Source organism: Ruegeria sp. CDSA236 (assembly GCF_059611285.1).
Genome location: NZ_JBXWPG010000016.1, coordinates 80,620 through 99,707, shown reverse-complemented (window position 1 = coordinate 99,707; position 19,088 = coordinate 80,620). Strand labels below are relative to the sequence as shown.

Here is a 19,088-nt window from a genome sequence, read left to right as displayed (position 1 = left end):
GTGCCCAATATCGAGCGCTGGACCGAAAACGGGGTTGTTGATCGTGCGTTCTGGCGCAAAGCCGGTGACATGGGACTGATGGCTGGCGCGATCACCGAAGAACACGGCGGTGTCGGTGGTGGCATGGGATTTGATGCGCTGACCATGTACGCCCAGACCTCGCACGGAGATTCCGGTTGGGGCTATGCGATCCAGTCGATTGTCATCCACTATATCACCGCTTATGGCAGCGAAGATCAAAAGTTGAAATGGCTGCCGAAACTCGCCTCGGGCGAGATGGTCGGCGCGCTGGCCATGACAGAGCCCGGAACCGGTTCGGATGTGCAGTCGATCCGCACAACTGCGGAAAAGAACGGTAACTCATACTGTCTGAACGGGTCCAAGATCTTTATCACCAATGGGCAATCTGCGGACTTGATCCTTGTGGCCGCAAAGACCGACAAGACCCAAGGGTCGAAAGGGGTATCGTTGGTCGGGGTCGAAACGCAGGGCGCAGATGGGTTCCGCAAGGGGCGGAACCTCAAGAAACTGGGCATGAAGTCCAATGACACGGCCGAGCTGTTCTTTGAGGACGTCAAGGTCCCGATGACAAACCTGATTGGTGCGGAAGAGGGGCAGGGTTTTTACCAGATGATGCGGCAACTTCCCTGGGAACGCCTGACGATTGCAATCGGTGCCCTGGGTGCGATTGATTTCGCGATTGCCGAAACAGTGAAATACACGCAGGAGCGCAAAGCCTTCGGTCAGCGCGTGATGGATTTCCAGAATACCCGCTTCAAGCTTGCCGAGTGTAAAACCAAGGCCGAAGTGCTGCGCAGTTTTGTCAACGACTGTATTGCCCGGCTTGAGGCTGGAACTTTGGATGCATCGACCGCGTCGATGGCCAAATACTGGGGGTCTGAGGTGCAGAATGAGATCATGCACGAATGTCTGCAGCTGTTTGGTGGCTATGGGTTCATGATGGAATATCCGATTGCTCGGCTTTACGCGGATGCGCGGGTTCAGATGATCTATGGCGGGACAAATGAGATCATGAAGGAACTCATTGCTCGGTCGTTGGACACATAATCCTGTTCGGAACGCTCCCTCCCCGCAGTTTTCTAGGGTGGTCGGAATGGCCCGGTCACGAGATTTGGTCGACTTGGCCTTGCAGCCAAGAACAGAACGACTTCAGCGGCTCGGATGCCACCCGGGATTGCGGCCAGACCAGAAAGAAATCGCCCAGACTGACGCCTGGGCCTTTCCAGGCGGGAACGAGTCGCCCGGTTTTCAGGTCGTCTTCGACCAGATAGCTGGGCAGCAGCGCCACCCCAAGCCCATGAATTGTGGCTTGTCCCATAGTCGAGAATTGGTCGAACATCATGCCGCCAAGCCCTGATGCCACAAGCCCTTGTGCGGCAAACCATTGCTCCCAGGCATCAGGGCGCGTTTCCAGGTGCAGCAGCGGGGCATTCATTAGCCAGTCAATCTGTTTGGGTTTTTTTGGCAGAATTTCCGGAGCGCAGACCGGTACAACGTTTTCACGCATGATCGGCAGGTAGTTGACGCCGTGCCAATCTCGACGCCCGAAATGAATCGCGGCGTCGAAATGTTCCGTTTCGAAATCGAAGGGGCGAAGCCGGGTGTTTAGATTGACGGTCACCTCGGGATGTCGGCGGGCAAAGTCCTGAAGACGCGGCGCCAGCCAATGCATCCCAAACGCTGGCAGGATCGACAGGTTCAGCGATCCTCCGGTCGGATTGGCTCTGAGTTTTAGGGAGGCCTGCGCCAGTTGGTGCAAGCTTTTGCGCGCGACCTGAACGTATTCTTTTGCCGCCGGGGTAAGCTGCAGCCGCATCTGGGTTCGCTGGATCAGTTCGATGCCCAGCTGTTCCTCCATCGACTTGAGCTGTCGGCTGATGGCGCTTTGGGTCAGCGAAAGCTCTTCCGCTGCCGCTGAAGCACTGCCAAGGCGGTCAACGGCCTCGAGTGCCAGCAGAGAGGGGATAGACGGCAGAAAACGACGGGGGGCGATCATATGATAATTCCTCATACCTTTCGGATGGAATATCACTGGCTTTTAGGGCCCGCCAGCCCGATACCAAATGAATATTTTGGTCAAGAGAGACGTTGGCAGTGTCCAGGGAAATCGCAGCAGATAGTTTTAGGCGTGCAGACAGGCTGCGCGGGATTGAGTTGTCAGAGATTGTTCAGATCTCTGAGCAGGCTGCACGCCTAAAGGCACAGGGTGTCGATGTGGTCGCGCTCAGTACTGGCGAGCCTGATTTTCCGACCCCTGAACATGTGGTCGAAGCGGCCCATCAAGCGGCGCTGGCCGGGCAAACACGGTACCCGGCGACGGCAGGGGTGCCAGATTTGCGGGCGGCCATAGCTGAGGACGCCGGTGTGCAGTCGCAAAACGTGATCGTCTCAACTGGGGCCAAACAGGTTTTGTCGGGCGCGCTGATGGCAACGCTGGACCCCGGGGATGAGGTGATCACCGCCGCGCCGTTCTGGACCAGCTATGCGGATATGGTCAGACTGTCCGGCGGTATTCCGGTTGTGCTGGACTGTCCTGTGTCTCAGGGGTTCAAACTGACCCCCGCACAGCTTGAGGCCGCGATTACGCCGCGCACCCGTTGGCTTTTGCTGAACACTCCCTCAAATCCGACCGGCGCCGTCTATTCAGAATCGGAACTGCAGGCGTTGGGCCGCGTCTTGGACAGGCATCCCCATGTCTGGGTGATCTCGGATGAGATTTATCAGCACCTGTCCTATGCCCCGTTCACGCCCTTTGTTCAGGCCCTGCCGCATCTGGCGGATAGAGTGCTGACCGTGAACGGAGTTTCCAAGGCCTATTCGATGACCGGGTGGCGGATCGGTTGGGGCATCGGGCCGTCCCCCCTGATCAGGGCGATGATTGCTGTTCAGGGGCAGATTACATCAGGCGCATGTTCCATCGCACAGGCGGCAGCATTGGCTGCGATTACCGGGCCGCAAACGCTTTTGGGCGAACGCCTGCAGGCGATGCGGGCGCGCCGTGATCTTGTGGTTGCTGGGTTGAATGCCGCGGGTCTGGAGTGTGCCGTTCCAGATGGCGCGTTCTATGTCTTTCCCAAAACACCGGCTGAAATGCCAGTCGATCACGAATTCTGCCGGTATCTGCTGGACGAAGTCGGGGTGGCACTGGTGCCGGGGCGTGCCTTTGGTTTGCCGGGCCATCTGCGGCTTTCTTTTGCTTACGCCACCGAAAGCCTGCAAGAAGGGTTGCGGCGCATTTCTGTTGCGACCGCCAGATTGAAGTAGAGGGGCCGCCATGGATCGCGCTCAGATCGTTCATGAGAATTTCCTGACACGTGTGGCGCAAGGCCACCTGCCTGACGGCGCAGCCCCGCGCCCCGGACTTAGCAATACCGAGGCGGTGTCGCTGTACCGGTCGCAGGTTCTCAGCCGGGCGTTGGACCGGACCAGCCGCGCGATGCAGAAGGCGGGGCAGGGGTTCTACACGATCGGCTCGTCCGGCCACGAAGGCATGGCGGCTGTCGCCCACGCGCTGCGGCCCACGGATATCGCGTTTCTGCACTACCGGGATGCCGCCTTTCAGATCGCACGTTCCGAACAAGTGCCGGGCCAGCAAATCGCCTGGGATATGTTGCTGAGTTTCGCCTGCTCGAAAGAGGACCCGATCTCGGGTGGCCGGCACAAGGTGCTGGGTTCAAAGGCGCTGATGATCCCGCCGCAGACCTCGACCATCGCCAGCCATCTGCCCAAGGCCGTGGGTGCGGCCTATTCGATTGGCGCGGCGCGGCGGCACCCGCCCGAGCATCGTGAGCTGCCTACGGACGGGATCGCCATGTGTTCCTTCGGGGACGCATCGGCCAACCACTCGACTGCGCAGGGGGCGATCAATACGGCGGGGTGGACCAGCGTACAGTCGACCCCTTTGCCCCTGTTGTTCGTCTGTGAGGATAATGGGATCGGTATCTCGGTCAGAACGCCAAAGGGATGGGTTCAAGCGTCGATGCAGCACCGGCCGGGGATCAAATATTTTCAGGCCAACGGTTTGGATATTTTCGAAACCTATGCGGTTGCGAAAGAGGCGGCGGAATACGTGCGCACTCGGCGCAAGCCGGCTTTCCTGCATCTAAGAACCGTTCGGCTTTATGGCCATGCGGGGGCGGACGTCCCGACGACCTATATGGCGAAATCCGAAGTCGAAGCTGATGAGGCAAATGATCCGCTGCTGCATTCGGTGCGGCTGTTGGATCAGGCCGGGGCGCTATCGTCGGATCAGGCGCTGAAGATATATCAGGATACCTGCGCCCGCACCGACAGGATCGCGGCAGAGGCCGTGACCCGCCCACATCTGACCACCGCGTCCGAGGTCATGGCCAGCCTGATCCCGCCGAAACGCACCTGCAAACCCACCAATGGTCCGGGGGCCGAGGCCCGTGCAGCCGCCTTTGGCGGCGACATGCGCGCGATGGACGATCCCCAGCCGATGAGCCGTCTGATCAACTGGGCACTGACCGATCTAATGCTGGAACACGCCGAGATCGTGTGCATGGGCGAAGATGTGGGACGCAAGGGTGGCGTCTATGGCGTGACCCAAAAGCTGCAACAGCGGTTCGGCCCGGATCGGGTGATCGACACGCTGTTGGACGAACAGTCCATCCTGGGGCTGGCCATCGGTATGGGGCATAACGGCTTTGTCCCGATCCCTGAAATTCAGTTTCTGGCCTATCTCCACAATGCCGAGGACCAGATCAGGGGCGAGGCCGCGACCTTGCCCTTTTTCTCGAACGGGCAATTTACCAATCCGATGGTCCTGCGGATCGCCGGGCTGGGATATCAGAAGGGTTTCGGGGGGCATTTCCACAACGACAACTCTCTGGCCGTTCTGCGCGATATTCCGGGTGTGATCATTGCCTGCCCCTCGACCGGTTCGGACGCGGTGCAGATGCTTCGAGAAGGCTTAAGGCTGGCCCGCGAAGAGCAGCGCGTCGTGGTATTCCTGGAACCCATTGCGCTTTATCCGATGCGCGACCTCCATCAGGCACAAGATGCCGGATGGATGACGACCTATCCTTCACCGGATCGCAGCATCCGCCTGGGCGAGGTCGGGGTACAGGGGGACGGCACCGATCTGGCGATTGTGACCTATGGCAACGGCCACTACCTGTCGCAGCAAGCCTTGCCCGAACTTGAGGCCGCAGGAATCCGAACCCGGATTATCGACATGCGATGGTTGGCTCCATTACCTGCAGAAGCGTTGCGCGAGGCCACCAAAACCTGTGCGCATATTCTGGTCGTTGACGAATGCCGCCGGACTGGAAGCCAGTCAGAGGCGCTGACAACTTTCTTCGTCGAAGAAAGCCCCGGCACCCCAATCGCCCGGGTAGTGGCAGAAGACAGCTTTATCGCGACCGGGCCTGCATATGCTGCGCCATTGCCGTCAAAGGATAATATTGTCGCCGCTGCGCTCAATCTGACTGGAAACCGCTCATGACCCGCACTGCCGTCGTGATCTGCCCGGGTCGGGGCACCTATAACAAGGCCGAGCTGGGGTATTTGCACCGTCATCACGCAAACCGGATGCAGATGATTGGCGGGTTTGACGCCATCCGCGCCAATGCGGGGCAAGCGGCAGTCACGGCGCTGGACGGTGCCGATCGGTTCACGGTCAGCAAGTATTCGCGTGGAGATGTGGCCTCACCTCTGATCTACGCGGCATCTCTGGCTGATGCTCAGGTGCTGGCCGATGACATTGAAGTGGTGGCTGTCACCGGCAACTCGATGGGCTGGTACATCGCCCTCGCCGTCGGAGGCGCGGTGTCGCCCGAGAATGGCTTTCGTGTGGTGAACACAATGGGGACGCTGATGCAAGACCACCTAATTGGTGGGCAGCTCGTATACCCGTTTTCAGACGATAGCTGGGTGGCTGATCCTCAGCGTAAGGCTGAATTGCTGGCGGATGTGGCGCAGATCAACGCGCAGGACGGTCAGGTGCTGGCATTGTCGATTGATTTGGGCGGAATGCTGGTTCTAGCGGGTAACGAAGAGGGCTTGCGCGCGTTCGAGGCATCGTGGCCGAGTGTGCAAGACAGGTTCCCCATGAGGTTGGCAAATCACGCCGCATTTCACACCCACCTTCAAGCTCCAGTGGCTGCGGAAGGGCGCACGCAACTTGGTGCGGAGCTGTTCAAACAGCCTGACCGGCCTCTGATCGACGGGCGTGGCAAAATCTGGTGGCCGGGTGCGACGGACACGCAGGCACTGTGGGATTACACCCTGGGGCATCAGGTGACCGCGGCCTATGACTTCACCCACGCAATCCAGACCGCCGCGCGCGAATTCGCGCCTGACCTGTTCATCGTGACAGGCCCCGGAGCGACTTTGGGCGGTGCCGTTGCGCAATCGCTGGTTCTGGCCGGGTGGCAGGGGATGTGCGATCGGGCAGCGTTTCAGTCGCAGCAAGAGGCGCGGCCTTTCCTGATCGCGATGGGGCGTGAGGATCAAAGGGCTCTTGCGACGACCTGATCCCGCGTCCTAATGGTTTTTGACACCGCAAGGAGTCCGCATTGAGCGACTACGATCAATCCCTTTGGCTACACACCTGCCGCGAGCATGTGGAGAGCGCCCCGCTGACCAGCGATTTGTCTGTGGACCTTGCGGTGATCGGCGGCGGTTATACTGGCTGTTCCGCGGCTTTGACGGCCGCACGGGCCGGTGCCTCGGTCTGTGTGCTTGAAGCGCAAGAGATCGGGCATGGGGGGTCTGGGCGCAATGTGGGGCTGGTTAATGCTGGGCTCTGGGTACGCCCTGCGGAAATCTGCGCTCATCTGGGGGATGCGGCCGGAACACGTCTGATCGAAATCCTTGCGGCGGCCCCAAGTGAAGTATTCAGCGTGATCCAGACACATGGGATCGAGTGCGAGCCGATGCGCGCGGGCACGTTGCATTGTGCGCATTCTGGCTCTGGTCTTGCTGATTTGAAAATACGCCATGCACAGTTGCGTCAGGCAGGCGCTCCGGTCGAGTTGCTGTCGTCGGACAAGACGTACCAGCGCACGGGCAGCGCCACCTTTCGTGGAGCTCTGTTCGACCCGCGCGCCGGAACGATCCAGCCGATGGCATATGTGCGTGGTCTGGCCCGCGCGGCTGTCGCAATCGGGGCACGCGTTCACACGCACAGCCCAGTGATGACGATGCGCCATGTCGATGGCCAGTGGCTGTTGGAAACCCCGCAGGCCACGGTGCGCGCCAAATCAGTGATCCAGGCCACCAACGCGTATCATCGGAACCTGCCCGACACGTCGCCGGCCTATGTTCCTGTCTCGTATTTTCAATTCGCTACTGCGCCATTGTCCGACAACCTGCGCGCGAGTATTCTTCCCGGAGCCGAAGGATGTTGGGATACCGGCCTGATTATGACCTCTTTCCGAATGGATCACGACGGGCGCTTTATCCTCGGCGCAATGGGCAATCTAGAACATGCGGGCAGCGCCGCGCATACCGGATGGATCAAGCGCAAACTGTCAGAGCTTTATCCTCAGCTTGCGGATCAACCCTTGCAGCAGGGATGGCATGGCCGCATTGCGATGACCTCGGACCACATTCCCAAGATCACCCGGATCGGACCGGATGCGGTTTCGATCCATGGCTATTCAGGCCGGGGTATCGGGCCGGGCACGGTGTTTGGCCGTATGGCGGCTGAGAGCCTTTTGGCAGGGGATCCGGCGTTGCTGCCAGTTCCCGCTGTGGCGGAACATACTGAACGCTGGACCCGCCTGCGTCACGCCTACTTTGAAACCGGTGCTGCACTGACCCATTTGATCAAGGCGCGCTGATGTCAGCTGCTATGGCTTCGATCCTTCTGCGCAGCCAACGATGCGCCGGGTCATTGGCCGACCTTTGGTGCCAGACCATGTAAAGCGGAACCGGGGTGCATTCGAAGGGCAAATGCGCACAGTCCAACCCGGCCAGAGGACCTTGTCTCATCAAGGCGGTATCGGTCGAGATCAACGAGCTGCCCCGCACAAAGGCTGGTATCGCGTTGAAATGGGGCAGGGTAACAATCGGCGCTCTGATCTGGCTTTGATCAACACCCCGCATGACGGCACGGGCATTGCGGCCATCGGCAAAGCGCACCTCGATATGGTCGCTGTCGCAATAGGTCTGCCAGCTGTCTGGCGGGGTGCAATGGGCGGCGTCGAAGAACATCATCAGCGGGCTTTCGAACAGCCGTTTCTGGTAAATGTCCGGCCCATCCGGCGGCATAGGGGTGACCATCAACTGACACCGGTCGCTGCGCAACAGGTCCGGATCGGGAACGCCCGATGGGATGAACTCCAACCGTAGCCGTGCACCCTCGGCGCGTGTGTCGCGCAACAGCCTTGGGAATATCACTTCGCGTGGCATGTCATTTGTGGCGATGCGAATGTCGATCTGTTCGGATAACGGGTCAAAGGGGCGACCGTCGGTCAAGGCACGCATCCCGTCCAGCACCGTTTGAATAGGGTCCTTCAGGGACAAGGCCCGTTCGGTCGGGGTCAGGCCCTGACCTGAACGTACAAACAACGGATCGCCCAGCACCTGCCGCAGTTTGGACAGCGTGTGGCTGATTGCCGATTGCGTGACCCCCAGCCGATCGGCTGCTTTCGAGACCGAGCTTTCCTCGAGTATTGTCAGAAAGACCCGCAGGACTTTGCCGTCCAAATCAGTGAAATCATTTTTATTCATATTATTTATGATTAAGTATGAATGGTATTGCTGTCTACCGGGCATTAAGGGTCAGACGGGCAAGGGGAGGCACGCTATGGGAATCCGTTTCTTTTCAGACCGGAACAGGCCAGTTCATATGGGCGGCTACCCGCTAGAGCGGTTGGCGCGGCAGGACACAATGCCGGACCTGTCTCAGGTGACGCCTATGGGCGATCTTAGCTTTCGCCGACCCGATCAGCCCCACAGCATCGTCAATGCGATGGGTGAGTTTCAGGCGATGATGGATGCGATCCGCGACGGGTTGGTGAACCCGGCAATGGGCGATATCCCGTCAGATCCGAATGCGCGCGCCAACCATCTGAAAGCCTTTGGTTATTTCAACGATGCGTCGATGATTGGGTGCGGACCACTGCCGCCCGAAGCACTGTTGCCCGAGCTGCGCCGCAACCCTGATATCGACCGGCTGGCTGATGCCCTGAGGACACGGCAAACCAAGACGCTGGCCTCGGGCATTGATGTCATCATGGCGGATTTGAAGGACAGTATCGAGGCTGCGCCCAAGCCAATCGACAGCCACCGCCATGGAATCGTGTTCCTATATGAACACAACCGTGACCCGGACCCGTCCGAGCCCGGAGCCGATTGGATCGCGGATGCGCAGGACCATCGCGCTTGTTTGTTGGCGACCGAAAATGCGGTGGTTATTGCCAACTACATCCGCCTGCTTGGCTTTGATGCGCGGGCGCATACGGCGATGTCGTCGGACGTTGATCTGGGCAAACTGGCGGTCGCTGCGGGTCTTGCCGCGGTTGAAGGCGGAAAGCTTGTCGCCCCTTGGCTTGGGACTCGGTTCGGGCTGGCCGTAGTGACGACCGAGATGGAGATCGCCCATGACCGCCCGCTGTGCCCGATGGCCCAGCAACCGCGGTTTCGCACACAAGGGCCGGCATGGTGGTTGGGGGCGGGTTTTGCCAAGAATGCGTTGAACCGAGACTCCTATGCCAAACGGCGCTATGTCGACGGCGCGCATCCCTTCGAAAAGCTTAAGCGTGTCGAAACGCCGACAACTTATATTGACGAGGAAAACGTTGCACGCGTCCCCAAACGGGCTGACATGTTTGCCCGGGCGCAATTCGGCGACATGGGTAAGACTCTGCAGGACGCCGCCAAGGGTGGGCATTATGTGCGCAAGGCGGCCCCCAGTTTCGCGCAACGGCGCGCGCTGGGCGCGTTTGTTCTGCTGCAGGATGGCGACAGTGCCCAGACCACGCCACCGACAGATGCCGCCCGGAACGCCGCCAATATCAAGGCCGCGACCTATTTTCTGGGTGCGGATGCCGTCGGTCTCAGCCGGTGCCCCGATTGGGCGTGGTATTCACATGATGCTGCCGGAGAAGAGATCACGCCGCCGCATGATCAAGCCATCAGCATGATCATTGATCAGGGTTACGAGACCATGGAAGGGTCCAGTGGTGACGACTGGATTGCAGTGGCCCAATCCATGCGCGCCTATCTGCGGTTCTCGCTTTTGGGTGGGGTCGTTGCACAGCAGATCCGCAACCTTGGGTACAAGGCAAAGGCCCATACGGTGATGGATGGCGAGGTGCTGCAGCCTCCGCTTTTGCTGTTGTCGGGACTGGGAGAGGTCAGCCGGATTGGCGAGGTCATCCTGAACCCCTATTTGGGCCCGCGTCTGAAATCCGGTGCGGTCACAACAGATATGCCTCTGGCTCATGACAAGCCGATAGATTTCGGACTGCAGAGTTTTTGTGAAAGCTGCAACAAATGCGCGCGAGAATGCCCCTCGGGGGCGATCACCGCCGGGCCAAAACTGATGTTCAACGGCTATGAAATCTGGAAGTCCGACAGCCAGAAATGCGCGACTTACCGGGTGACAACATCGGGTGGTGCGATGTGCGGGCGGTGCATGAAAACCTGCCCATGGAATCTGGAAGGCATCTTCAAGGAACGTCCCTTCCGTTGGGCCGCGATGAACTTCCCCCAAGCCGCGCCAGCGCTGGCGAAACTGGACGATGCGGTGGGCAATGGTGGCTTGAACGACACCAAGAAATGGTGGTGGGATATCGAATTGCAGCCCGACGGCGCGTATCGCCCGACCCAGCATCCGCTGAACCGGCGCAACCTGCAGACGGACCTTGCCCTGAAATATGAGGATCAGACGCTGGCGGTCTATCCCGCCTATCTGGCCCCGCATCCCTGGCCCTATCCTTTTGCCATGGACCGCGAAGCCGGGATTGCAGCTTATGAAGCGATGGTCACGGCAGAGGAGTACAAGGCACGCAAGGCCGCCGGGGACATGTCTGTTGTTCACAACTATTCGATCGCAGGTGATGCCCCTGTCATGCGGGTCGAGCTGAGCATGGTCGACCGGATGACGGATGATGTGACCAAATATGAGTTCGCGACGCTGGATGGCGCGCCGCTGCCTCAGTGGACCGCAGGCGCCCATCTGGACGTGCTGGTCGCGCCAGAGTTCCTGCGGCAATATTCAATGTCCGGCAATCCGGCGAACCCAGCGACCTATCAGATCGGTGTCTTGCGCGAGGATGAGGGGCGGGGCGGCTCGGCCCTGTTGCACCGGATTTTTACCGAAGGGCGCAAGGTTTTCATCTCGAAACCCATCAACCATTTCGAACTGGATGAGACCGCCACCAGGACATTCCTGATGGGCGGCGGGATCGGCATCACGCCGATGATCGCCTTTGCCCACCGCCTGCACAGTCTGGGCAAACCCTTTGACCTGCATTACTCGGCCAGTACCCGCGCCGGGGCGGGGTATCTGGACGATCTGGCCGCAATGCCCTGGGCCGATCACGTGCACTATCATTTCTCGGACGAAGGTACGCGCGCTGATTTACAGTCAATCCTGTCGGGATATCAGGCAGGTTGGCACGTCTATACCTGCGGCCCGGATCGGTACATGGAAGGCGTGATGCAGGCAGCGGAACGTCAGGGGTTCCCAGACGAGGCGCGGCATCTGGAGTATTTCTCCGTTCCCGAGCAGCCCGAATATGAGAACCATTCTTTCACGCTGAAACTGGCCAAATCGGGGCGAGAGCTGCAGGTTCCCGCTGACAAACACGCGGCGCAGGTGCTGAACGAAGCCGGAATTCAGGTCGACGTGAAATGTTCGGACGGAATTTGCGGCGTCTGTAAATGCGGTGTGATTTCGGGTGAAATCGAGCACAGGGATTTCGTGCTATCGAACAAGCAGCGCGAAGGCGCAATCATCCTGTGCCAAAGCCGTGCTGCGGACCCGGACGGGGTGGTCGAGATCGACCTCTGATCCGAGGTCTGGAAACGACATTTCGGGATCGAAAAATAGGTCGTTCTTGCCATGGACGCCAGTGTGTTGCTGCACTAACGTCCCTGCGAACCCCAGTGGATCCTGACCAACAGGCGCGAGGTAAAATCATGGATTATCACAGCCCTGCCAGCTTTGCCGAGGCGTCGGCTCTGGCAGAAAATGCAAATGGCGTTACACGGTTTCTTGCCGGTGGCACCGATGTTCTGGTGCAGTTGCGCTCGGAATTGGTGACGCCTGATACATTGATAGACATCAAGAAAATCAATGGCGTAAGCGATATCACCCGCAATGCTAACGGCAGCTGGACGCTGGGCGTGGCGGCGACGGGTGCGGAAATGAGCGAACATCCTGGGTTGGGCCTCGACTGGCCCGGCGTGGTCGAAGCGATGGATTTGATCGGATCGACTCAGGTGCAGGGGCGGGCGACGCTGACTGGCAACCTGTGCAATGGCTCGCCTGCGGCGGATTCGGTGCCAGCCATGGTGGCAGCGGGCGTGACCGTGACAGTAACCGGACCAGGTGGCATCCGTGAGGTTGCCGTCGAAGATATTCCGACCGGCCCGGGCAGAACGTCCTTGGCTAAGGGTGAACTGATCTCGGCGGTCAATATTCCTGCACGCGGCGAAAACGGAGGTGATGCCTATCTGCGGTTCATCCCTAGGACCGAGATGGATATTGCGGTGGTTGGCGTAGGTGTGAATCTCCGTCTGGACGGGGATACCATCACCGAGGCCCGCGTGTCTCTGGGTGCCGTGGCTCCGACTGTTCTGCTTGTCGAAGACTGCGCCAAGGCGATCATGGGCAGCACCCTTGACGATGCTGCATTGGACGCGCTTGCCGCTGCCGCATCTACTGCCTGTAACCCGATCGACGACAAGCGCGGCACAATCGCATTCCGTACCGAAGTGGCCGGGGTTCTGGCCAAACGCGCCGCGAAAATCGCCTATGCCCGTGCCAAGGGAGAGCAAGCATGAGCAAGTTCCACGTATCCACCACCGTCAATGGTGACACGGTCGAATACCTGTGTGACCCACGCGAGACCCTGCTGGACTGTCTGCGCGACAAGCTGAACCTGACCGGTGCGAAAGAAGGCTGCGGCACCGGCGATTGCGGTGCCTGCTCGGTAACTGTCGATGGCCGTTTGGTTTGTTCCTGCCTGATGCTTGGGATCGAAGCAGAGGGTAAACAGATCGAGACCGTCGAAGGTCTTGCAGACGGGGACGTTCTGCATCCGCTGCAGAAGAAGATGATTGAATATGCTGCTCTTCAATGCGGTATCTGTACCCCCGGTATTCTGGTCGCGGCCAAATCGTTGCTGGAAAAGAACCCGAACCCGACCGAGGAAGAGACACGGTATTGGTTGGCCGGTAACCTGTGTCGCTGCACCGGGTATGACAAGATCATTCGCGCCGTGATGGATACAGCGGCTGAACTGCGGGAGGCTTCGTAATGGCACTCGACGATCGCAAATCTGAATTCACTTTCGTTGGTACCCGACCGAACCGCCCTGACGGGCTGGACAAGGTCACGGGGCGCGCGAAATTTGGCGCTGACGCCACCGCGCCGGGCATGTTGCACGGGGCTATTCTGCGCTCACCCCATGCCCATGCGCGGATCGTAAAGATCGACACCTCCAAGGCCCAAGCGCATAAAGACGTCAAGGCCGTTGTGACCCGTGACGATTTCGCTGAGGTGCCGTTTAAGCCCGGTCTTGAAGGTGAGTTCTGGAACGTGCTGGAAAACGTTATGGCAGGCGAGAAGGCCCTGTATGACGGCCACGCGGTGGCAGCTATTGCGGCAACTTCGGCGCTGTCGGCGCGTGATGCACTCAAGCTGATTGAGGTCGAATATGAGGTGCTGCCCCATGTGACCGATGTCGACAAAGCGATGGCCCCGGACGCTCCGGTTATACGCGAGGGGGCGGCGGATTATTCCGTGCCCGAAGGGATGCACCCGAACGTCGTGCGCTATCACGAAAGCGGGCATGGCAATGTCGAAGCAGGTTTTGCCGAGGCGGATCTGGTCGTTGAAGACAGCTTTGTCACCGAGGCAACCCATCAGGGCTATATCGAACCTCATGCCTGTTTGGCGACGCTGGGAAATGACGGCAAGGGTGAGCTGTGGTGCACCACCCAAGGGCACTGGATCGCGCAGAAAACCTGTGCGGCTCTGCTGGGGATCGAAACATCGCAACTGCGGGTGACGGCGTCCGAGATCGGCGGCGGCTTTGGCGGCAAGACTACCGTATTCATCGAGCCGGTCGCGCTGGCGCTGAGCCGCAAGGCCAACCGTCCGGTCAAGTTGGTGATGACCCGGTCCGAGGTGTTCCGGGCCACCGGTCCGACCGCCTCGGCATCGATGGACATCAAGATCGGGATGAAGAAGGACGGCACGATCACCGCAGCGCAAGGCGTGTTCCGCCTGCAGGGTGGGGCCTTCCCCGGAGCGCCGGGTGATATGACGGCCATGTGTGCCTTTGCTCCTTATAACCTGACTAACGTCAAGCAGGTGGGCTATGACGTAATGGCCAACCGCCCGAAACAGGCGGCCTACCGGGCGCCCGGTGCACCGATGGGAGCCTTTGCTGTTGAGTCGGTGATTGACGAGCTGTGCAAGAAACTGGGTCTGGACCCCGTGGATGTGCGTCTGAAAAACGCCGCCTACGAAGGTACGAAGGCCAGCTATGGCCCGCGCTACGAACGCATCGGTCTGGTCGAAACGCTTGAGGCCGCCAAGGCGCATCCGCACTATTCTGCGCCACTGAAACCAGGGCAGGGGCGTGGGATATCCTGTGGATTCTGGTTCAACCACGGCGGCGAGACATCGGTGTCGCTTGCCCTGTCCGAGGATGGTTCGGCCCAGCTGATGGTCGGCACGCCCGATATCGGCGGTTCGCGCGCGTCGATGGCTCTGATGGCGGCCGAGGTGCTGGGCATTCCTTACGAAAATATCCGGGTCACCATCGCGGACACAGCAACGCTGGGCTATAACGATGTCTCACACGGATCGCGCGTGACCTATGCCTCGGGTCTGGCCACGATCAAGGCGGCCCGGCATGCGGTTGAAAAGCTGAGCGAGCGCGCAGCGGCCAAGTGGGGCATTCCGGTAGATGCGGTGAAATGGGAAAACGGCTGCGCGGTGCCCTCGGGCCCCAATGCGGGCGATTTCGATCCGATGCCGTTGGCCGATATCACCGCTGATATGGGCGCGACCGGTGGTCCGATTTCGGGCCATTTCGAAGCGACGCCCGAGGGCGCAGGCGTGTCCTTCGGCACCCATATCGTCGATGCCGAGGTCGACCCGGAAACCGGCAAGACCAGCATCACCCGCTATACGGTCATCCAGGACGCCGGAAAGGCGATCCACCCGACCTATGTGGAAGGCCAGTATCAGGGTGGCGCGGCGCAGGGTATCGGCTGGGCGCTGAACGAGGAATATGTCTATGGCGAGGATGGTCGTCTGCAGAACTCGATCTTCCTCGACTATCGCATCCCGGTCGCCAGCGACCTGCCGATGATCGACACGGTGATCGTCGAAGTTCCCAACCCCGGCCACCCGTTTGGGGTGCGCGGCGTGGGCGAGACCGGCATCGTGCCGCCGCTGGCAGCCATCGCCAACGCGGTTTCGAACGCTGCGGGTGTGCGGATGAAACAACTGCCAATGTCACCGCCGCGCATTTTGGCGGCGCTCAAGGACAATGGTTGAGGTTCACCTGTGGTCCGGCCTCCGGTCTTTGACCGGGGGTCAGCAGGTGGTCGAGGTCGAGGCTAAAACCACCGGCGAGTTGTTGCAGGCGCTCGCGCGGGTACATCCGCAGCTTCAGGCGCCGATAGATGCCGGTGTATCCATCTCAATCAACGGGCGCGTGATCGCCAGCGGGCTGACCGAACCGATCCCCGAAGGCAGCGAAGTGTATCTGATGCAAAGGCTGCGCGGCGGTTAGCCCTTGGGTGACCAGGGTTCGCGCCCGACCATCCTGTCTGCTTCGGCCGTGATGTCGTTCATATGCGCCTCAAGGCTTAACCGCAGGGTCTCGAGTTCTTCTTCGCTGGCCTTGCGGGGAACATTTTCGGTCCATTCCCGGCACAGAAACACGCCTTTGTTGCGCCAGGGGCGCGGCATCAGCAGGCGATCCCAGGTACCGGCCTCGCTGCCGTGGCGGGCGGAATAAGTGATACCGAAGACCCGCTTGCCCGAGGTGCGTGCCCAAACCAGAGGCACTGTCGACAGCACCCGTTCCGGACCGCGCGGGCCGTCAGCGGCGATACCGATGGAAATGCCCCGCTTGATCTTGCCGATCACTTCGCGTGACACCGCGATGTTGTTGGCGTTTTTGCTGGTCATGGCGATGGTGTCCATGCCGAACAGTTTCTGCACCCGACCAACCATGCTGCCAGCGCGTGCCGAAGATGTGATCGAGCAGATACGCCCCTTATCCAACGGAAAGAAATAGGGTGATTGTGCCAGTCGCTGATGCCAAAGGACAACGATGACCGGCTCGCCCTGATCGGCCAGTTGGTCCAGCTCTTCATAGCCGATGCGTTGCCATTGGGTGTTGCGGTTGACCATCCGAATATAGCTCGCGATGCGGCGGGCGGTCCAATTCAGGACGGCCTCGCTATCGGCGATTTTCTTGCGGATACTCACTAATGGTGACCCTCATATTGATCAAACCGTGTCTTATAGAACTCAACGCCATACGCAACTTGTTTGTCGTGCGCATAACTGAGGAGGAATCTGAAAAAGCCTCTTGAGTCCGCCGCGCGGCTGGCATATTTGAGGCGGACCTTAGGGGTATAGCTCAGTTGGTAGAGCGACGGTCTCCAAAACCGTAGGTCGCGGGTTCGAACCCTGCTGCCCCTGCCATTCTCTCCATTGCCAGAAGTTTGTGCCAGCTTGGGCGGAATGGGACACGCGTGACCCTTTGCGCAGCCTAGCTGTTACAACTTGGACCAGCAGAGCATTCGACCGATGCGATAAACCGCGTTCTGGTTGCTCAACAAATCACGGTCTAACCCAAAATCGGTGATATGCCACCGGCAAAAGCGGCCAAGATTGGGGCCGTCAGGGCGAAGCCGGCGCGGATGATGTCACCTGTGCCTTCTGTCAGCTTATGCGACGATCTCCAGTCATCAATGTCGAATGCCTGGTCTGTGCCGCCCTGATTTCGGGCAGCCAAAGCGAGGTTAGAAATTCTTCCGTCCAGAAGGACTGCCACGGGAAGAAAGTAGCTGAGCATTAGCAAGCAAAAATATGTGCCGGTGAACAAGGCCGATGCGTTGAGCAATGCGCTATAGGCGGCCCTTTCTGATTCAGCGATCATGGGCAAGGGCCAGTACATCCAGCTTGCGGCAAAGAACATGCCGAAGGTCAGCACCAGACTGGACAGGTAGAGCTGCTGCCGCATCTGCCGCAGGTTTTGCGCCAGCTCAGCTGCGGTTGCTTCGATGTCCTGAGATTCATGCCGACCAAGACACAATATCATTCCGACAATCAGCGACCCGATCGCAAGGCCGGCCATTGCATTCACCAGGTCCAGAATACGGTTGAACAGCGAAAGAACAGGGGCCTGCCCGCATTTCCCAAACATCCAGCTATCTTCCGAACCGGAACATGCCGGTAAGGTGCCTTGCGACAATGCTGTTTCAAAAACGGCTTTGCCGATCTGGTGGTAAATCTGCGGGCTTTGGTCGGTCATATGCTTTTGAATGGTCGGCACGAGAGCCAGAAACACGATGGCGACTACAATCGCGATTGCCGCGATCCGGGTGTTTTTTTCGATCGGGCGTGACAGGGTCCGGAACAAGACTGCCACGGGCAACAAGGCCAGCGATAAAAAGAACCAGGACGCGGCAAGAAACCGAAACCGACCAACGGCTTCCTGCCAAGAGCTACCGCTCAACACAAAGTTCACTGGAACGTCCAGTTCATTGGCGATCATTTGGTTCTGGATCAGTTTATGGATTGCGAAAACACATACCGGCAGCAGGGCGATGGCAAAATAGCGCGGTTTTACTCGGCTTTTTGACACGTGATACCTTTCTTGCCGGGGCGTTGCACAGCACACAGTTTAGCACAAAACTCGTACATCGATGCCTGGAGTTTCAGGCGGGCTTTCTGATGGTGACAATCGAACGGCCGGTACGCTTGCCCATTTGCCCCAGCCAGACCGCCAGAAGTACGATACAGACACCGGCGATCTGCACAAAGGTCAAGTTTTGCCCAAGCATGACCCAACCAATCATTACGGCGGATAACGGGCTGAGAAAGCCAAGTGCCGAGACCGCAGAGGGTTCGATCCGGGCGAGGCCTCGGAACCACAGGATATAGGTCAGGGCAGCCCCGATGACGCTCAGATATCCAATTCCGAGAAGGCTGTTTGTTTCAAGCGCTGGTAAGGCGGGCTCAAATATCAGTGCAAGCGGCACCAGCAACAGCCCGCCGGCGGTTAGTTGCCAAGCGGTAAATGTCAGCAGCGGCACTGGCGGTTGCCATTTGCGCGTCAGGACAGTTCCTGCCCCCATCGAAAGGGCGCCACCCAGTCCAGCGATCAGGCCAACCGTATCAAGATTGATAGCTGTTCCGAGGACAAGGCACCCGACGCCGATCACCCCCAGCAGCGCTGCGCCGACCGATCTCAGCCCAACCGGGGTGTTCAGCAGAAATGCCGACAGGAAGACTACAATAAGAGGTTGTACCGCGCCGACAGTGGCTGCGACCCCACCGGGGAGCCTGTAAGCCGCGACGAAAAGCAGGGTCCAGAACACGGTGAAATTGAGCGCGCCCAGAATGAATATGCGGCCCCACCAATGACCTGTTGGAAGTTGACGGGACAAAACTAGCAGCAGCAGTCCGGCAGGCAGCGCACGCAGCGCGGCCATCGTGATCGGATATCCGACGGGCAAAAATTCGGTCGTAACATAATAGGTGCTACCCCAGATCAAAGGGGCAACAGCAGTTAGGGCGATGTCGGTTTGGTGTCTCATGGCGATTCCCTTTTATCTTGACGTCAAGATATATTGCAAAATCTTGACGTCAAGATAAAGTTCGGCTAGCC

15 protein-coding genes and 1 tRNA gene are annotated in these 19,088 nt (G+C 59.4%); 11 read left to right on the top strand and 5 right to left on the bottom strand.

Going from position 1 to position 19,088, the window contains the following annotated elements; all coding sequences use genetic code 11:
* A partial coding sequence (locus AC2FLB_RS19625; protein ID WP_496709902.1) for an acyl-CoA dehydrogenase family protein occupies positions 1-1,068 on the top strand: 1,068 nt, incomplete at its 5' end.
* 55 nt (positions 1,069-1,123) lie between these two features.
* Here AC2FLB_RS19625 and AC2FLB_RS19620 read toward each other — a convergent pair.
* A complete protein-coding gene (locus AC2FLB_RS19620) occupies positions 1,124-2,017 on the bottom strand; it encodes a LysR substrate-binding domain-containing protein (RefSeq protein ID WP_496709901.1) in 894 nt (297 codons plus the stop codon).
* Between the two features lie 98 nt (positions 2,018-2,115).
* On the opposite strand from AC2FLB_RS19620, the gene AC2FLB_RS19615 reads away from it, so the two are divergent.
* Genes AC2FLB_RS19615 through AC2FLB_RS19600 form a run of 4 tightly spaced genes read left to right on the top strand, consistent with a single transcriptional unit; the run spans position 2,116 to position 7,829 of the window.
* On the top strand, positions 2,116-3,285 hold the full coding sequence (locus AC2FLB_RS19615; protein WP_496709904.1) for a pyridoxal phosphate-dependent aminotransferase: 1,170 nt from the start codon (positions 2,116-2,118) through the stop codon (positions 3,283-3,285).
* A gap of 10 nt (positions 3,286-3,295) precedes the next feature.
* A complete protein-coding gene (locus tag AC2FLB_RS19610) occupies positions 3,296-5,488 on the top strand; it encodes a dehydrogenase E1 component subunit alpha/beta (protein WP_496709900.1) in 2,193 nt (730 codons plus the stop codon).
* Entirely contained in the window at positions 5,485-6,519 is a 1,035-nt protein-coding gene (locus AC2FLB_RS19605; RefSeq protein WP_496709899.1) for an ACP S-malonyltransferase, read from the top strand. Before AC2FLB_RS19610 ends, AC2FLB_RS19605 begins: the two co-directional genes overlap by 4 nt.
* Positions 6,520-6,560: 41 nt before the next feature.
* Positions 6,561-7,829, top strand: coding sequence for an NAD(P)/FAD-dependent oxidoreductase (locus AC2FLB_RS19600; protein ID WP_496709898.1), 1,269 nt, complete (start codon positions 6,561-6,563; stop codon positions 7,827-7,829).
* Here AC2FLB_RS19600 and AC2FLB_RS19595 read toward each other — a convergent pair.
* Complete coding sequence (locus tag AC2FLB_RS19595) at positions 7,816-8,721, bottom strand: LysR family transcriptional regulator (protein WP_496709897.1); 906 nt, start codon at positions 8,719-8,721, stop codon at positions 7,816-7,818. The two genes, AC2FLB_RS19600 and AC2FLB_RS19595, sit on opposite strands and share 14 nt — an antisense overlap.
* A gap of 76 nt (positions 8,722-8,797) precedes the next feature.
* Here AC2FLB_RS19595 and AC2FLB_RS19590 point away from each other — a divergent pair, with 76 nt between their 5' ends.
* From AC2FLB_RS19590 to AC2FLB_RS19570, 5 genes are all read left to right on the top strand, one after another.
* Positions 8,798-12,010: a reductive dehalogenase gene (locus AC2FLB_RS19590; RefSeq protein WP_496709896.1), complete on the top strand. Its 3,213-nt coding sequence runs from the start codon at positions 8,798-8,800 to the stop codon at positions 12,008-12,010.
* Positions 12,011-12,138: 128 nt separating this feature from the next.
* Positions 12,139-13,005, top strand: a complete 867-nt coding sequence (locus tag AC2FLB_RS19585) for an FAD binding domain-containing protein (RefSeq protein WP_496709895.1) — start codon at positions 12,139-12,141, stop codon at positions 13,003-13,005.
* The gene (locus AC2FLB_RS19580) at positions 13,002-13,481 is read left to right on the top strand and encodes a (2Fe-2S)-binding protein (RefSeq protein ID WP_281972452.1); all 480 of its coding nucleotides are present in this window, start codon (positions 13,002-13,004) and stop codon (positions 13,479-13,481) included. The genes AC2FLB_RS19585 and AC2FLB_RS19580 overlap by 4 nt, the downstream gene beginning before the upstream one ends.
* On the top strand, positions 13,481-15,736 hold the full coding sequence (locus AC2FLB_RS19575; protein ID WP_496696213.1) for a xanthine dehydrogenase family protein molybdopterin-binding subunit: 2,256 nt from the start codon (positions 13,481-13,483) through the stop codon (positions 15,734-15,736). Before AC2FLB_RS19580 ends, AC2FLB_RS19575 begins: the two co-directional genes overlap by 1 nt.
* Entirely contained in the window at positions 15,729-15,974 is a 246-nt protein-coding gene (locus AC2FLB_RS19570) for a MoaD/ThiS family protein (RefSeq protein ID WP_281972450.1), read from the top strand. Before AC2FLB_RS19575 ends, AC2FLB_RS19570 begins: the two co-directional genes overlap by 8 nt.
* Here AC2FLB_RS19570 and AC2FLB_RS19565 read toward each other — a convergent pair.
* The gene (locus AC2FLB_RS19565; RefSeq protein ID WP_496709894.1) at positions 15,971-16,678 is read right to left on the bottom strand and encodes a lysophospholipid acyltransferase family protein; all 708 of its coding nucleotides are present in this window, start codon (positions 16,676-16,678) and stop codon (positions 15,971-15,973) included. The genes AC2FLB_RS19570 and AC2FLB_RS19565 overlap by 4 nt on opposite strands.
* 143 nt (positions 16,679-16,821) lie before the next feature.
* Between AC2FLB_RS19565 and AC2FLB_RS19560 the strand changes: the two genes are divergently transcribed.
* Positions 16,822-16,897 (top strand) — tRNA-Trp (locus AC2FLB_RS19560).
* A gap of 145 nt (positions 16,898-17,042) precedes the next feature.
* On the opposite strand, the gene AC2FLB_RS19555 is transcribed toward AC2FLB_RS19560, so the two are convergent.
* Together AC2FLB_RS19555 and AC2FLB_RS19550 are read right to left on the bottom strand one after the other, a co-directional pair.
* The gene (locus AC2FLB_RS19555; protein WP_496691697.1) at positions 17,043-18,062 is read right to left on the bottom strand and encodes a hypothetical protein; all 1,020 of its coding nucleotides are present in this window, start codon (positions 18,060-18,062) and stop codon (positions 17,043-17,045) included.
* A gap of 73 nt (positions 18,063-18,135) precedes the next feature.
* Complete coding sequence (locus AC2FLB_RS19550; RefSeq protein ID WP_496706344.1) at positions 18,136-19,017, bottom strand: EamA family transporter; 882 nt, start codon at positions 19,015-19,017, stop codon at positions 18,136-18,138.
* Between the last annotated feature and the right edge of the window lie 71 nt (positions 19,018-19,088).

Bases quoted from the DNA above. Each gene is read 5' to 3' on its own strand.
- AC2FLB_RS19620 (WP_496709901.1), bottom strand. From the start codon at position 2,017: ATGATCGCCCCCCGTCGTTTTCTGCCGTCTATCCCCTCTCTGCTGGCA.
- AC2FLB_RS19610 (WP_496709900.1), top strand. From the start codon at position 3,296: ATGGATCGCGCTCAGATCGTTCATGAGAATTTCCTGACACGTGTGGCG.
- AC2FLB_RS19605 (WP_496709899.1), top strand. From the start codon at position 5,485: ATGACCCGCACTGCCGTCGTGATCTGCCCGGGTCGGGGCACCTATAAC.
- AC2FLB_RS19595 (WP_496709897.1), bottom strand. From the start codon at position 8,721: ATGAATAAAAATGATTTCACTGATTTGGACGGCAAAGTCCTGCGGGTC.
- AC2FLB_RS19590 (WP_496709896.1), top strand. From the start codon at position 8,798: ATGGGAATCCGTTTCTTTTCAGACCGGAACAGGCCAGTTCATATGGGC.
- AC2FLB_RS19585 (WP_496709895.1), top strand. From the start codon at position 12,139: ATGGATTATCACAGCCCTGCCAGCTTTGCCGAGGCGTCGGCTCTGGCA.
- AC2FLB_RS19580 (WP_281972452.1), top strand. From the start codon at position 13,002: ATGAGCAAGTTCCACGTATCCACCACCGTCAATGGTGACACGGTCGAA.
- AC2FLB_RS19575 (WP_496696213.1), top strand. From the start codon at position 13,481: ATGGCACTCGACGATCGCAAATCTGAATTCACTTTCGTTGGTACCCGA.
- AC2FLB_RS19570 (WP_281972450.1), top strand. From the start codon at position 15,729: ATGGTTGAGGTTCACCTGTGGTCCGGCCTCCGGTCTTTGACCGGGGGT.
- AC2FLB_RS19550 (WP_496706344.1), bottom strand. From the start codon at position 19,017: ATGAGACACCAAACCGACATCGCCCTAACTGCTGTTGCCCCTTTGATC.